The organism is Pseudoalteromonas rubra (assembly GCF_001482385.1).
Taxonomy (GTDB): domain Bacteria; phylum Pseudomonadota; class Gammaproteobacteria; order Enterobacterales; family Alteromonadaceae; genus Pseudoalteromonas; species Pseudoalteromonas ardens.
The window spans coordinates 250,243-264,427 of the sequence record NZ_CP013611.1 but is presented as its reverse complement, the minus strand read 5'-3'; the positions used below and the strand labels follow the sequence as shown (position 1 = coordinate 264,427).

Annotated in this window: 12 protein-coding genes; 10 read left to right on the top strand and 2 right to left on the bottom strand. The window is 45.7% G+C overall.

What is annotated here, in order from left to right; translation table 11 throughout:
* Positions 1–9: 9 nt before the first annotated feature.
* Both AT705_RS01165 and AT705_RS01160 read right to left on the bottom strand, forming a co-directional pair.
* On the bottom strand, positions 10–4,008 hold the full coding sequence (locus AT705_RS01165) for a hypothetical protein (RefSeq protein WP_058795138.1): 3,999 nt from the start codon (positions 4,006–4,008) through the stop codon (positions 10–12).
* Positions 4,009–4,223: 215 nt separating this feature from the next.
* On the bottom strand, positions 4,224–4,934 hold the full coding sequence (locus tag AT705_RS01160) for a hypothetical protein (RefSeq protein ID WP_058795137.1): 711 nt from the start codon (positions 4,932–4,934) through the stop codon (positions 4,224–4,226).
* Between the two features lie 97 nt (positions 4,935–5,031).
* Between AT705_RS01160 and ccoN the strand changes: the two genes are divergently transcribed.
* From ccoN to uspE, 10 genes are all read left to right on the top strand, one after another.
* Positions 5,032–6,465 carry a cytochrome-c oxidase, cbb3-type subunit I gene (ccoN, locus tag AT705_RS01155; protein WP_058795136.1) on the top strand — a complete coding sequence of 478 codons (1,434 nt, stop codon included), beginning with the start codon at positions 5,032–5,034 and terminating at the stop codon, positions 6,463–6,465.
* 12 nt (positions 6,466–6,477) lie between these two features.
* Entirely contained in the window at positions 6,478–7,098 is a 621-nt protein-coding gene (gene ccoO / locus AT705_RS01150) for a cytochrome-c oxidase, cbb3-type subunit II (RefSeq protein ID WP_058795135.1), read from the top strand.
* A gap of 6 nt (positions 7,099–7,104) precedes the next feature.
* A complete protein-coding gene (locus AT705_RS01145; protein ID WP_010385443.1) occupies positions 7,105–7,290 on the top strand; it encodes a cbb3-type cytochrome oxidase subunit 3 in 186 nt (61 codons plus the stop codon).
* Positions 7,287–8,252 (top strand): cytochrome-c oxidase, cbb3-type subunit III, encoded by a 966-nt coding sequence (gene ccoP, locus AT705_RS01140; protein WP_058795134.1) that lies wholly within the window; start codon positions 7,287–7,289, stop codon positions 8,250–8,252. Before AT705_RS01145 ends, ccoP begins: the two co-directional genes overlap by 4 nt.
* A gap of 118 nt (positions 8,253–8,370) precedes the next feature.
* Entirely contained in the window at positions 8,371–8,862 is a 492-nt protein-coding gene (locus tag AT705_RS01135) for a FixH family protein (RefSeq protein ID WP_040645005.1), read from the top strand.
* A gap of 5 nt (positions 8,863–8,867) precedes the next feature.
* The gene (locus AT705_RS01130; RefSeq protein WP_058795133.1) at positions 8,868–11,243 is read left to right on the top strand and encodes a heavy metal translocating P-type ATPase; all 2,376 of its coding nucleotides are present in this window, start codon (positions 8,868–8,870) and stop codon (positions 11,241–11,243) included.
* A complete protein-coding gene (ccoS, locus tag AT705_RS01125) occupies positions 11,240–11,422 on the top strand; it encodes a cbb3-type cytochrome oxidase assembly protein CcoS (RefSeq protein ID WP_049865783.1) in 183 nt (60 codons plus the stop codon). The genes AT705_RS01130 and ccoS overlap by 4 nt, the downstream gene beginning before the upstream one ends.
* Positions 11,400–12,071, top strand: a complete 672-nt coding sequence (locus AT705_RS01120) for a sulfite exporter TauE/SafE family protein (protein WP_058795132.1) — start codon at positions 11,400–11,402, stop codon at positions 12,069–12,071. Before ccoS ends, AT705_RS01120 begins: the two co-directional genes overlap by 23 nt.
* A 227-nt stretch (positions 12,072–12,298) precedes the next feature.
* Positions 12,299–13,027, top strand: a complete 729-nt coding sequence (locus AT705_RS01115; protein ID WP_010385451.1) for an FNR family transcription factor — start codon at positions 12,299–12,301, stop codon at positions 13,025–13,027.
* A 100-nt stretch (positions 13,028–13,127) separates the two neighbouring features.
* Entirely contained in the window at positions 13,128–14,051 is a 924-nt protein-coding gene (uspE, locus tag AT705_RS01110; RefSeq protein WP_058795131.1) for a universal stress protein UspE, read from the top strand.
* The last annotated feature ends 134 nt before the right edge of the window (positions 14,052–14,185 follow it).

Genomic DNA, 14,185 nt, shown 5'->3' with positions numbered 1-14,185 from the left:
AGGCCTGTTTTAATTATTTGACTGGCCTAAAAAATCGATATCTGTATATTCGATTGACTCTCCGTTGATATAGTCGATGCGGAAGCCATTGGTTACCTCTTCTACGTCACCAACCTTGATTGGTTGGGTCGTATCATTGTTGATTGACACATCTCCCAGTAACGGACCAGCCTCATCGATCAAACTGACCTTAAATACATATCCGTTAAAGTTGTCCAATATAATATTGGCCAAGCCTAGTTCATTGTTGTCACTTTCATTGCGCAGATCAAAATGCGCAGTAAACTCGGTCCCTTCACTATCACCTGACAAAGTCACGTCTGCAAGTTCAATGGCACCGTCAGTGAACAGCGGTAGAGGATTACCCTGAGCATCGACTGCCGTCGCCTCGGATGAGAAGTGTCCACTAAAGCCATATTGACCATCAACAAACTCTACAACGTTAAAGGTCTTGCCACGAGAAATATCAAAATCACGCGCATCTTCAACTTTCTGAATACTGCCATCAACGTAAAGAATGGTACAAGAGGCATTTGGCATTGCAATAACGTCAAGCGCCCAACGTTCACACTCAGCCAAATCGGCACTTTGAATCTCAATTTTCTGACCAGAGTCTGCTTTCAGCAAGCCTGACCAAGTAAACAAGATCTTACTCTGAGCACCTGAGTTTACCTGCCCTGTTGCATCGATCTGCTCTTCGCCCTGAGTATTTTCCAAATTCAGTTTATAGCTCTCAGTATCATAGCTGTAGCTCCATTGTGGGAAGTTTGGCGCCACACCCGAGTGTACGCCGCTATCTAAGCCTGAATCCCAGACATCCTTCACAACATCGTATATAATTTCGCCAGCATTAAAGACCGCATCAGCCCCTTCTTTGGTAACAAAGCTGATGTTTACCAGTTTGTCTGTGCCTTGCTTACCAATTTCGGTGTTGTCATTATCAGCGACATACCCATCTCTCTTTTCTTCAGAGAGCGTCTGTAGTTCAGCAGCTTCCGCAGGACGTGAATCTTGTTCAAACTCAGTATTTGCAGCAACCGCTTTCACTTGTAGTTCAGTGGCCAATGTCAGTAGCTCAGTGGGATCCTCGCTATCTGTCTGAATCGTCACTGATGATGCAGCTTCACGACTATCCACTAAGTTTTTATAGTTCTGCGCTGCAATAACAGCAGCATTGGATAGCTCAACATAATTCGCAACAGCTTGCTTGTATGCGTCGCCTGCAGCGACCGCTGCGACCGCTGCATCCAGTGCCTGTTGGGCTGTCCCCAAGTTTTCTATATTGTTAAACGCAGCCTGAGCCTCATTATAAGCGGCTTCGAACTCGGCTTGCTTGGTAGCAACCTCAGTCTCGGCAGTTTGCGTTTCAGTGATTGTATCCTGAGCGAGCTTCAATGCCGCTGCAATTTGTTGCTCTAGGGTTAGTTTCGCTTCTGCATTGCTGACTTCAGCATCAATGCCAGATACCAAAGCAGACACTTTAGCTTGTGTTTGCTCAGTTGATGCTAACAACGCATCTGCATTGTCTTTCGTAGACGTATACTCACTATTTCTGTTCGCCAACGCGGTCGCTGAACTGACAATTTCCTGAGCTTTATCAGAAACACCTGACAAGGTCGTGTTCCAGCCATTTTGCTTATCAACAGACACTGCCGTCTGAAGGCTTAAGGCAGCCAGATAATACTCTGTCGCAAGGTCTACTGTATTGGTATTCGTGCCTTTTTCTTTTACCTGCACCAACTCAGTCTCAAAACCCGTTATCTCGCCCTGAGGCACGCTTAAGAGCTGCAGCTGTTCACTTATCTGGCCGACAAGCGCCTCGTTTAGCTCCCTATCGTCTTCAAGTTGTTGCTCATAGGCAAGCTTGCGCTCCTGCGCCGTTTCCTCAGCAGTGCTTAATTCGCTGGTATAAGCGGTAACACTAGATGCTGCGGTGTCAGCTTCTGCTTTAATTTGTTGCGCGTTTTGCAGTGCTTCAGTTGCCTGTTCAACCTGTTCGCCCTGCGCGTCTGCTTCCGCTTTATAGTCTGTAGCAGTCGTAACAGCCACTGTTGCCTTGGTTGTAAAGTCTTGTGATAGGCCGGCAACGTTACTTAATGAACCCTGGGCTGACGTCACAGCATCAAGTGCCGCAATCGCAGAGTCAAGATCAACGATTTGTTCAACCAGATTATTCGCTGCTGAAATTTCCGTTTTGAGTGCTGTCTCAAGCTCAGTGAACGCATCTTTTGCCGTCGTAGCAGACTCAAGTGCAGACGTTGCTGCTTGTGCTGAAGCCTCAAGTTTTACGTCAAAGTCTTCCACTGCCTTTGTTGCATTACTAATCTGCTCTGCCACTTGTGTCGCAATACTATCGTTGAATTGAACAAGACTTTCTAACTTACCTTTCAACTCTGTCGCCAGATCCAGCGTAGCTTGATATTTAGTGTCTATATCTACAAGTGCCTGAGCGGCTGCGATATGAGCGTCGATATTTGTGGACTCAGCGCTAAAAATGGCAGCGATTACGTCTTTTTGAGCATCGAAGCTTGCGCTAAGCTGACTGGCAGCTGCAAAGTAAGCCGTTGCTTGCTCTTTTGTGTCCAACGTTTCAGACAGTTCCTGAACGTCCGCTAAGGTTGTATTGAGCTGAGACAGATCAGTATCCGCTGAATCAAGCTGTGAAGAGCTCGCATTGATGGCTGTTAATAACGTTGCGTTTGCAACATCATTTTCGTCATTTTCGTCCGGTATGACAACGTCTTCGTTACCTAAATCCTCAAGCTGTTCTTTAACCTGCTCGACATCTTTAGTTAAGTCATCATCTGTGGTTGCGCCATTTTCAACAGCCTTGTCCTTTGCTTCATTGACTTTTTCAGCGACTGAAGCTGCGTCATCTGCAGGAACCCCAGCATCAATCAAAGCTTGTTCTAGCGCAGATAAATCATTACTCACCATAGCAACCAAAATCTTAGCAGCTTTCGAGGTTTCATCTTTCACCTTGCTGAAAGTATCACTTTGCGTTAAGTCTCCACTTCCAACATCCTCTGAGAGGGTATCGAGCACTTCATCAGTACTTTTACCCTCTTTACCGGCAATCGCTTGAAGAGTAGAAGCAACCTGGATAAGGGCAAGTACACCCTCGTCAATAGACTCGCCCTGACCAACATCGGTGAAGTCAACTGCACCGCCCAAAGACAAGTCTCCAGTCAGAGAAGCAACAAGTTGAGTGTTACCTACCAAGGCTTTGAGTACTCGAGTACTGGCTTCACCGACTTTTGCTGCATCAATGCCCTGCTCTGCGGCTGCGTCCAGCAGCAACTTTACCGCTGTTGAAGTAAAAATAGTCGCGTTAGCTGTGTACTGGTTATTGTCGCCATCGGCAAAGCTAGGTTGATTTTTAGCCGACGCAGATCGCGCAGCTGTGTTGGGAGCAATGATTTTCACAACCGACAATTCAATGTCATCTTTGTACCACTCGCCAAAGTCAATTTTGCCGTTGTCTTTTACGATCCCATCACCATTATCAATGGCAACGCCTTCACCACATCCAACGAACGCATCACATTTTACCAACGCGTCTCCATCTTTGGTCGTTTTAACCGTAATGTAAACCGGACCAGTGAAGTTTTCATCAACAAACAATTGGAAGAAACCACGAGCGTCTGTTTTGACGTCGGCAGGGTTAGAAGCAACTAACTTTGCTTCAGCTTTCTGCTTTGCATCTTCTGTGTTAAGCGCTTTCTCTGTTGCCGATTCTTCGCCCGCCTGAGTACGATATGCAAGGTCAACCATATTTCCCTGAGCATCAAGTGCCTTAACACTCACTTGGGCACCACTGAGCGTACCTTTTACAGCCTTGCCTGATATAGCAACCGAAAAGTTTGCTGTTACCGTGCTTTCAACTTCCTGGGGGGTCGTCACCGGGACATTATTGTCATCATCATCAAAAAGACTGCAGCCGGATAGCCCCAAACTTAAAGCAATGGTGGATGCCAATGGAGTGAATTTACTTATGCGCTTTGCCACTAGATGTCTCCTTAAATAGCTTGCGTTTTGTTCTTAATATAGTTATTTGCCTGTGTGAGTGTTCTGTCAAACGAGACTCTGGCCAAATGGGTATTCTGTTATCGCCATGTGCGGTTTGGTTAAATATAGTGAAAACGCTTAACAAAGTCATGCAAAATCGAGAAGTTTTGTAAACGAACATAAAACGTTAAGTAAGAGTATTAAACTGCGATACATCAATTTAGCGTAGTGTACAGGCTAAATGTGACAGTTTTGTCACTTACTTTCACCGCCTTCTGCCCGATCAATTCTATCGTCAGCTGCCACTCCATGACCGAGTCACTACATGCACCGACCATGACCTCAGCAGACCAGTGTGAGTCTCGCTCTAAAGTAAAAAAGACGGGGATTTTTCCCATATACATGCTCTTTCCCTCCAGCCAGGCAGCACGAACTTTAAGTGCCGGGTTTTGTGTGTCCAGAAACAAGCCAAACGGGGTTTCTGGTCGAAGTGTTTCGGCTGAATTCCAGAGCGTTATTTCGTGGCTTTGACAGGGAGAAGAGGCAATACAATTCAAGGAAGTTTGCGAACTTTCACTATTTTCTGAACTTTCATGTATAATGGTACTTGGGTCTGAACAGGCCGTCAGGAAAGTGACTAAAAAAACACCAGGTAGTGTGCAAATTTTCTGCATAATGCGTAGTGTGTGACATCTTGAAAAGACATTCAGTTTATGTGGAATTGCTCTTTTCGGCCAGCCTTTGGCGTTAAGTTTTGCAATTTGTTTTGATATTGCGCAATTCGCGTACTCATTGAGCAAATGACTCGTACAAAGTTTGATTGATGTCATTATTTTAGGTGTTTGTAGTATCTTTTCGTTTGCAAAAAAATTATTATTTCCTTGCAAAAATAAGGGTTTCTCAAGCTGGTGAGAGTTTTGTTCCACGGGATGTAACTCAAACGGGTTTGTTGAAATAAAAAAACAGGGCCTGTATTACAGGTTAATCATTTCTAATCGCATTAATTGCAGCGGAATCCAGAAAATGAGCCAAACAGTAGCATCACAAACTGAGTACAATTATAAGGTTGTACGCCAATTCGCTATAATGACAGTGATTTGGGGCATCGTTGGCATGGGTGTAGGTGTCTTTATCGCGGCGCAACTTGCGTGGCCTGCGTTAAACTTCGACATTCCATGGTTAACTTACTCTCGACTTCGTCCGTTACACACGAACGCAGTAATCTTCGCATTTGGTACTAGTGCACTATTTGCAACATCTTACTATGTTGTACAGCGTACGTGTCAGACGCGCTTATTCTCCGACAAGCTAGCCGCTTTCACTTTCTGGGGCTGGCAAGCAATCATTCTTGCAGCAGCTATCACGCTGCCACTGGGTATCACATCTTCTAAAGAATATGCTGAACTTGAGTGGCCAATCGATATTGCAATCGCTGTAGTCTGGGTTACGTATGCTGTTGTTTTCTTCGGCACACTGATCAAGCGTAAAGTGTCACACATTTATGTAGCGAACTGGTTCTACGCGGGCTTCATTATTACCGTTGCAGTACTACACATCGTAAACAGCATGGCTGTACCAGTGTCTCTAACCAAGTCATATTCTATTTATGCGGGTGCAGTAGATGCTATGGTTCAGTGGTGGTACGGTCACAATGCGGTAGGTTTCCTTCTGACTGCTGGTTTCCTGGGTATGATGTATTACTTCGTGCCTAAACAAGCTGGTCGCCCTGTTTACTCTTATCGTTTATCAGTAGTTCACTTCTGGGCACTGGTTTCTCTGTATATTTGGGCAGGTCCTCACCACTTACACTACACTGCACTACCGGACTGGACTCAATCTCTGGGCATGGTAATGTCTGTGATCCTATTTGTTCCTTCTTGGGGTGGTATGATCAACGGTATCATGACCCTGTCTGGTGCCTGGCATAAACTGCGCACCGACCCTGTACTGCGTTTCCTGGTTGTTTCTCTGTCTTTCTACGGTATGTCTACCTTCGAAGGTCCAATGATGGCAATCAAGTCAGTAAACGCTCTATCACACTACACTGACTGGACAGTCGGCCACGTACACTCTGGTGCACTAGGTTGGGTTGCAATGATCTCTATTGGTGCTATCTACCACCTGATCCCTGCACTATTTGGTCATGCTAACATGTACAGCGTTAAACTGGTTAACACCCACTTCTGGCTACACACAGTTGGTGTTGTTCTGTACATCGTAGCAATGTGGATCTCTGGTGTTATGCAAGGTCTGATGTGGCGTGCAGTTAACTCTGACGGTACTTTGATGTACAGCTTCGTACAGTCTCTTGAAGCGTCTAAGCCTTTCTACATTATGCGATTCCTGGGCGGTGTGTTCATCGTGATTGGTATGCTGGTAATGGCTTACAACGTGTACCGTACTGTAGCAGCTAAGAGTGGCTCTTTGACCACCGAAGCTAACACGCAAATGGCTTAAGGGGTGTCGAGTATGAGCAATAATAACTCTTCAAACAAACATGAAATCGTCGAAAAGAACGTTGGTCTGATGGCTATCCTGACGGTTTTTGCCATCAGCTTTGGTGCCCTCGTTGAGATCACTCCACTGATGTTCCAAAAAGACACCACTCAGCCTGTTGATGGCCTGCGCCCTCTAACAGCGCTGGAAATGGAAGGTCGTGATATCTATGTACGTGAAGGTTGTTACAACTGTCACTCACAGATGATCCGTCCTTTCCGAGACGAAGTTGAGCGCTATGGTCACTATTCTGTAGCTGGTGAATCTGTTTGGGATCACCCTTTCCAGTGGGGCTCTAAGCGTACAGGTCCAGATCTGGCTCGTGTAGGTCAGCGTTACTCCGATGACTGGCACTTTGCACACCTGATGGATCCTCGCTCTGTGGTACCTGAGTCAAATATGCCTGGCTACCCTTGGCTCAATGAGAATGTATTGGACGGTCAATTAACCGCTAAGAAACTTGAAGTGTTCCGTAACTTTGGTGTGCCATACACCGACGAGGACATTCAAGGTGCTGAAGCCGCAGTAAAGGGCAAAACCGAAATGGAAGCCCTGATTGCTTACCTTCAGCAACTTGGCACACATTTGAAGTAATTTGTTATGGATTACGGCACATACAGAGGCATTTTGACTCTGATAATTTTAGTACTGTTCATAGTGATTGTTGTGTGGGCATACAGCAAGCGTAGCAAACGTCGTTTTGATGACGCGGCCAATGCCATTTTTGAAGATGAAAAAAAGCACAACAGCACAATCTCAAACGAGGAAAAGGAGTCTGAAAAATGACTAGCTTTTGGAGTATTTGGGTCATCGTATTGACCTTGGCGTGTCTGGCTCTGATCTTTGGCTTGCTACTTTGGAACCTGAAAAACTATGCAGGTGTTGAAGAAGGCGAAAGCTGTGGTCACGAGTTTGACGGAATCGAAGAACTAAACAACCCACTGCCAAAGTGGTGGACTTACATGTTCTTCGCAACATTTATCTGGTCTGTTTATTATCTTGCTGCTTACCCTGGTTTGGGTAACTTTGCAGGCTTTTTGAACTGGACAAGCTCTAACCAGGGCGTAACGTCTCTCGAGGAGTCTAAAAAAGCAATTGAAGATGCCAAAGCAAACGGTCACTGGGTTCAACTTGATAAAGAGTTTGAAGCTGCTGACGAGCGTTTTGGTCCTATCTTCAAGGCATTTGCTGAGCAAGACATCGAAACACTGGCAAAAGATCAAAAAGCACTTGAAATTGGTCAGCGTTTGTTCGCACAAAACTGTGCGCAATGTCATGGCTCAGATGCACGTGGTGCAATGGGCTTCCCTAACTTGGCAGACAATGACTGGTTGTACGGCGGTACACCTGACAAGATCAAAGAAACACTACTGCAAGGTCGTGTTGCTGCGATGCCAGGTTGGCAGGATGCACTGGGTGACCAGGGCATTAAAGAAATGACTGCATACGTACTGGGCTTGTCTGGCCGTAAAGTAAACCAAAAAGATGCTGATGCTGGTAAAGCGAAGTTCGCAATGTGTGCAGCTTGTCACGGCATGGACGGTAAGGGTTCAGTTGCTCACAATCTGCCATTTGGTGCGCCTGACCTGACTGACAACATCTGGTTGTACGGTGGTTCTCAACGTGCTGTTGAAGAAACACTACGTCATGGTCGTGCCGGTGTAATGCCAGCTTGGAAAGACATTCTGGGTGAAGACAAAGTACACCTGCTTACAGCCTACGTGTACAGCCTCTCTCAGGAGAAATAATCGAATAGATTATAAGTTTATTTAAGATCAAAAAAGCCTCCAATCGGAGGCTTTTTTTTAGGTATTTAATCCCAAATAAGATAGAATATTGCCACTGAAATTAAGCTGTTGAGTCGTTATGAACCCTACTCCCTGGTATAAGAATTTTTGGCCTTGGTTTTTAATGTTTTTTCCGCTGGTTACCATTATTGCCTGCGTTTTCTTAGTGATTTTTGCCGTCGGTAATGGCCCAGACATGGTGGTCGACGACTACTACAAAAAAGGCAAAGCCATTAACCTTGAACTCAGCAAGTTCGATAAAGCTAAAGCCTTGTATTTACATGGTGATCTTGATGTCACTGAAGACAGAATCAGCTTTACTTTCACCAAAGGTGACCACAGTAAAGTCAATGCACTGAAAGCATCTTTTTATCACCGCACTGTTAAGAAATACGACTTTGAAGTCACCCTGCTGGCCAATGCCGCAGGTGAATTCACTGCCATTCTGGATGAGCCACATTATGGCGCATTCACTGTTTTTCTAGAGCCCATGGACCAAAGCTGGAAGCTAAAAGAAAAGCTTCAGTTGCCCACTGCACAGAAAGTTGCCATTTCTCCAGAATATAAGTAGACACTATGACAACCAGTTGTTTTCATTGTCTGGAGCCCGTACCGCCGGGGTTTTCTGCTCACGTACAATTTGAAGGCCAGCCTCAGCCTGTCTGCTGCACTGGCTGTCAGGCGGTCGCCGAAACCATTCTAGCTCAGGGCATGAGCGACTATTATAAATTTCGAACCGACAGTGCAGGTAAAGTCGAAGAACTGGTTCCGGAACAGCTAAAAGAACTATTGAGTTATGACAATGCCGAAATACAGCAAGACTTTGTCAGTCAGCAAGGCGAGCTGCAGGAAGTATTACTCAGTGTCGAAGGTATTAGCTGCGCGGCCTGCGCTTGGCTCATTGAGAAACAATTACTTGGACTGAAAGGCGTTGCACGGGTTGACGTCAACACATCAACACACAGAGCCATGATCTTGTGGCAACCGCAGCAGTGTAAATTGAGTGATATTATTAAGTCACTACATCAAATTGGTTATAAGGCCTACCCTTTTCAGGCCGACGACGAAGCCGCACAAAAGCAAACTGTCGCCAAAGCCTATTTACGCCGACTAGGTGTTGCGGGCCTCATGACCATGCAAGTCATGATGTTTGCGTTTGCCATGTACTTTGGCATGTTTTCCGGGATGGAAGACAATTTCGAGCAGTATTTCCGGTGGATCAGTTTATTTTTGGCCTCTCCGGTGATCCTCTACTCAGCCATGCCATTTCTGACCAATGCCATTAAAGGGCTCAAAGCCAAACAGCTCAATATGGATCTCCCCGTCTCCCTGGCTATCTTTGGTGCATACGCTGCGAGCTGCTATGCCACGGTAATGTCTGTGGGCGAAGTCTATTTTGAATCCATTTGTATGTTTACCTTTTTGCTTTTACTCGGTAAATACCTGGAATTTCGGGCCAGGCTGAAGGCCAGCGAATTTACTGCTAACTTGCAAAAACTGTTACCACTGACCGCACGTAAATTATTGCCCGATGGCGAGCAAAAAATCGTTGCTGCGAAAAGCTTGCAACTGAGCGATCAGATTATGATCAAACCCGGTGAAACCATCCCGGCCGATGGCGTATTAATCTCAGGCTCTACAACCGTAGACGAATCTATGATGACGGGTGAACACTTACCCGTTAAAAAATACCAAACTCATCAGGTCTATGCCGGCACCATCAACCATGATGGCGTGATCACTATTGAAATCAACAAAGTAGGTCAAAATACACTACTCAATCAAATCATAAAGCTACAGCATAATGCTCTGACAAAGCGCCCCAAAATCGTCGAAGTCACAGATAAAGTGGCGCAGTGGTTTGTCGCCTGTTTATTGATTTTCGCCTCTATCACTGCGGTTGCCTGGTACCAGATAGACCCACCCCATGCATTTTGGGTTACCATTTCCGTGCTAGTTGCAACTTGCCCATGTGCTCTCAGCTTGGCAATTCCGACTGCACTCACATGTTCCGTCGCAACGCTCACCCGTAAGGGGATCCTAATCAAAGAAAGCCATGTACTTGAAACTGTGCCTAAACTGACCAGAATGGCGTTTGACAAAACAGGTACCCTCACCGAAGGGCGTTTCTCTATCGAATCCATCAGCATACTTGACAAAAGCTGGCAGGAGTCCGATGTAATGGAACTGGCCGTTGCTCTGGAGCGTTATTCCGAGCATCCAATCGCGAAAGCATTTACCGAACAGCTAGTGTCTCCAAGGCAGCTAAGTGATGTTGAAGTCGTCACGGGGAGCGGTGTAAAAGCCCTATTTAATCAACAACCTGTTGCTATCGGTAAATCAGCCTGGTTTGGCAATCACAGCTCTTTTGCTCAGGCAACGCTGTTTGTCGATGACCAACCAGTCGCTGACTTCTATCTGGCAGACAAAGTTCGACATAGCGCGCCCGAGATAATCCATTATGCCCAGGGTCAGGGCCTGAGCTGCCATTTGCTGAGCGGCGACAGCTCAAATGCGGTCAAAGATCTGGCTTTGGAGCTGGGATTAGATACCTACAAAAATGCCTGCTCTCCGCAAGATAAGCAGCAACAGGTTGAATCCTGGTCTGCACAGCAACATATCGTTGGCATGGTTGGCGATGGTGTAAACGATAGCCCGGTCTTTAACAGCGCACACCTATCCATCGCAATGGAGACAGGTGCAGATATTTCAAAAAATACCGCCGATGTAGTCCTGCTTAACAGCGACCTGAAGTCACTGCAAACGCTACACCTGGTTGCTAAAAAAACCAAAACAGTGATAAAACAGAACCTCGCTTTGTCACTTTGTTATAATGGTTCAATCTTACCGCTCGCTGCGATGGGATTAGTGCCTCCTTGGGTGGCTGTCATTGGTATGTCTGCGAGCTCAATTCTGGTGATCACTAACTCCCTAAGGTTATTGAAGCTATGAGTATTATTTACATCCTTATTCCCATCGCGATTTTATTTGTCATCATCGCAATTGGGGTATTTTTTTGGGCCGTCAAAAGCGAACAGTTTTCTGATCTAAATAAGCAAGGACACAGCATCCTGTTCGAAGACGACAAAGAGCAACACAACAAAAGCAATGACCGAGATAAGTCTATTTAGTGCCTTTGTCATGGGTTTGGTCGGTAGCGGTCACTGTTTAGTCATGTGTGGTGGTATTGCATCAAGCCTGCAACTCGCCCAGACCAAACAGTCCGCTTTTGTGACCACACTCTTATACAACCTGGGCAGGCTAGGCAGCTATATGGTGGCCGGTGCACTGGTAGCCGGGCTAGGCGCCGCATTTGCCAAACAAAGCACATTATTTGCAAATACGCTGAATGTGCTTAGCGGCGTCTTTATGCTGCTGGTTGGTGTATATGTCATGCGCCTGGCAGCCACGCTTAACTGGCTAGAAAAAGCTGGCAAATGGTTGCTTTGGCAACGTCTTGTTCAGCTTAACAAGTATTTGCTCCCTATCGACAGAAAATCCAAAGCATTGGCATATGGTGCACTATGGGGCTGGCTCCCCTGTGGGTTAGTCTATTCCGCCCTAACCTGGAGTTTGCAAGCGAGCAGCAGCTTAAGTGGCGCCCTCATAATGGCAGCCTTTGCACTCGGTACTTTTCCAGCCATGCTGGCGGTGGGTCAATCCGCTCAAATGCTCAGTACGTTTTTAAATCACCAAGCAACACGGATTGCGTTAGGCAATATTTTTATTTGGTATGGCTTTTATCTACTAATCATTGCAACGGATAAACTAGTACATTAATCTAGAGTCAGTAATACTATTAGATGAGAGTCATTTATTTTGGTCGAGAAATGGGAGTTTTTTGACCAAAAATGATCAATACGCGGTTTGGTTCTTTGATGTTTAATGCCTAAAACTCAACTAATAGATGGTATATCTGGGTACCAGATATCGCAAAGTTCAAGTATTAAAATATGACCACATCTAATAGAATATCATTAACGTGCGTCATAGATAACGGATTTGTTATGGATTTAAGTAATCGTTCAAAAAGTCAATGTACTATCAGCTGCAATAACTGCAGTATCAGCCAACTGTGCCTGCCCTTTTCTCTAAATGGTAGCGAAATGGACAAGCTGGATGAAATCATCGAGCGTAAAAAACCCCTTCACAAAGGGGACTTTTTGTTCGAATCCGGTAGCGAACTCAACTCAATTTTTGCTGTACGTTCCGGATCGTTTAAATCCTACACTATTTCAGAACAAGGTGACGAGCAAATCACAGGGTTTCACCTGGCTGGTGACTTAGTGGGTTTTGATGCCATCAATAAGATGCAGCATCAGAGCTTTGCACAAGCTCTGGAAACCTCCATGGTTTGTGAAATCCCCTTTGACACTTTAGATGAGCTGGCAGGCAAGCTGCCAAAACTCAGACAACAGATCATGCGCCTGATGAGCAGTGAGATCAACTATGATCAGGAAATGCTGTTGTTGCTCAACAAAAAGACCGCTGAAGAGCGTCTGGCAACTTTCATCTACAACCTGTCTAATCGTTTTGGTGAGCGCGGCTTCTCTCGCAAAGAATTCCGTTTCACAATGACGCGAGGAGAAATAGGCAATTATCTCGGATTGACCGTTGAGACCATCAGTCGTCTGTTAAGTCGCTTCCAGAAGGCAGAGATCATTAAAGTAGAAGGTAAATTCATCACGATTCTGGATATTGATGAACTGGCTAAAGCCGCAGCAATTGCGCTTTGATCTGAGGCAATTAACGGCTCACTTTTTCTTTATCCCAGGGCGATTTCGATTACACTATATACAGAGATGAAATCGTCCTTGCAAGATTAAGGAGCCCATTATGGAACAAATCAAACGCATTCTCACCGTCATAGATCCGACCAAACAACAACAGAACAGCCTGGATCGTTCTATCAGTCTGGCGCAAAAAACAGGTGCCAAAATCACCGCTTTTTTATCAATTTATGACTTCTCTTATGAGATGACGACGATGTTATCACGAGAAGAGCGTGAGGCGATGAGAGAAGCTGTAATTAAAGACCGCGAGGCCTGGCTCTCAGAACTCACCAGTGGCTATCAAAATATTGATATAGAGACCAAAGTCGTGTGGCATAACCGACCTTATGAAGCCATAATCAAAACGGTACTCGAGCACGAGTTTGACCTCGTCATCAAAGCCACCCATCAACATGACACGCTTAAGTCTGTGATCTTTACACCGACAGACTGGCACCTGATCAGAAAGTGCCCGGCTCCGGTATTGTTAGTCAAAGATCATGCCTGGCCAGAAAAAGGGGAGATACTTGCAGCAGTCAATGCGGTGAGTGATGACGAGCAACACCAGGCGCTAAACCATCGTATAATTAAAGATGCACAATTTCTGTGTCAACTTGCCAACGCCTCTTTAAGCCTGGTCAACACCTACCCGGCAACACCAGTGAATATTGCCATAGAGATACCTGAATTCAATCCATCTCAATACAATGAGGCAGTCAAGAAACATCACGAAGAGGAAACCTGGGCTCTGGCACAACGCTTTGGGTTGAGCGATTCACAATGTGTGATAAAGGAAGGACTTCCTGAAGATGTAATCCCCCATATTGCGAAAGAGAAAAATACAGAGCTGGTTGTGATCGGTACCGTCGGACGAACGGGTCTTAGCGCTGCACTCGTAGGTAATACCGCAGAACACGTGATTGACAGCCTGGACTGTGATGTACTGGCGCTGAAACCGGATGGTTACACAAGCCCACTCGCACAATAAACCACGCGCTCAGATCGGCACAGAGTCAAGTGCCGATCCCCTCTCCCTCTGAGCCTGCATGTATTCACACCGCTAATATTGCAGTTTACTGGTCTGGCGGTATAATGCGCCCTTATTTATTTTTGCCGTCATTT

Bases quoted from the DNA above. Each gene is read 5' to 3' on its own strand.
- AT705_RS01115 (WP_010385451.1), top strand. From the start codon at position 12,299: ATGGATTTAAGTAATCGTTCAAAAAGTCAATGTACTATCAGCTGCAAT.
- ccoO (WP_058795135.1), top strand. From the start codon at position 6,478: ATGAGCAATAATAACTCTTCAAACAAACATGAAATCGTCGAAAAGAAC.
- ccoN (WP_058795136.1), top strand. From the start codon at position 5,032: ATGAGCCAAACAGTAGCATCACAAACTGAGTACAATTATAAGGTTGTA.
- ccoS (WP_049865783.1), top strand. From the start codon at position 11,240: ATGAGTATTATTTACATCCTTATTCCCATCGCGATTTTATTTGTCATC.
- AT705_RS01135 (WP_040645005.1), top strand. From the start codon at position 8,371: ATGAACCCTACTCCCTGGTATAAGAATTTTTGGCCTTGGTTTTTAATG.
- AT705_RS01145 (WP_010385443.1), top strand. From the start codon at position 7,105: ATGGATTACGGCACATACAGAGGCATTTTGACTCTGATAATTTTAGTA.
- ccoP (WP_058795134.1), top strand. From the start codon at position 7,287: ATGACTAGCTTTTGGAGTATTTGGGTCATCGTATTGACCTTGGCGTGT.
- uspE (WP_058795131.1), top strand. From the start codon at position 13,128: ATGGAACAAATCAAACGCATTCTCACCGTCATAGATCCGACCAAACAA.
- AT705_RS01120 (WP_058795132.1), top strand. From the start codon at position 11,400: ATGACCGAGATAAGTCTATTTAGTGCCTTTGTCATGGGTTTGGTCGGT.
- AT705_RS01130 (WP_058795133.1), top strand. From the start codon at position 8,868: ATGACAACCAGTTGTTTTCATTGTCTGGAGCCCGTACCGCCGGGGTTT.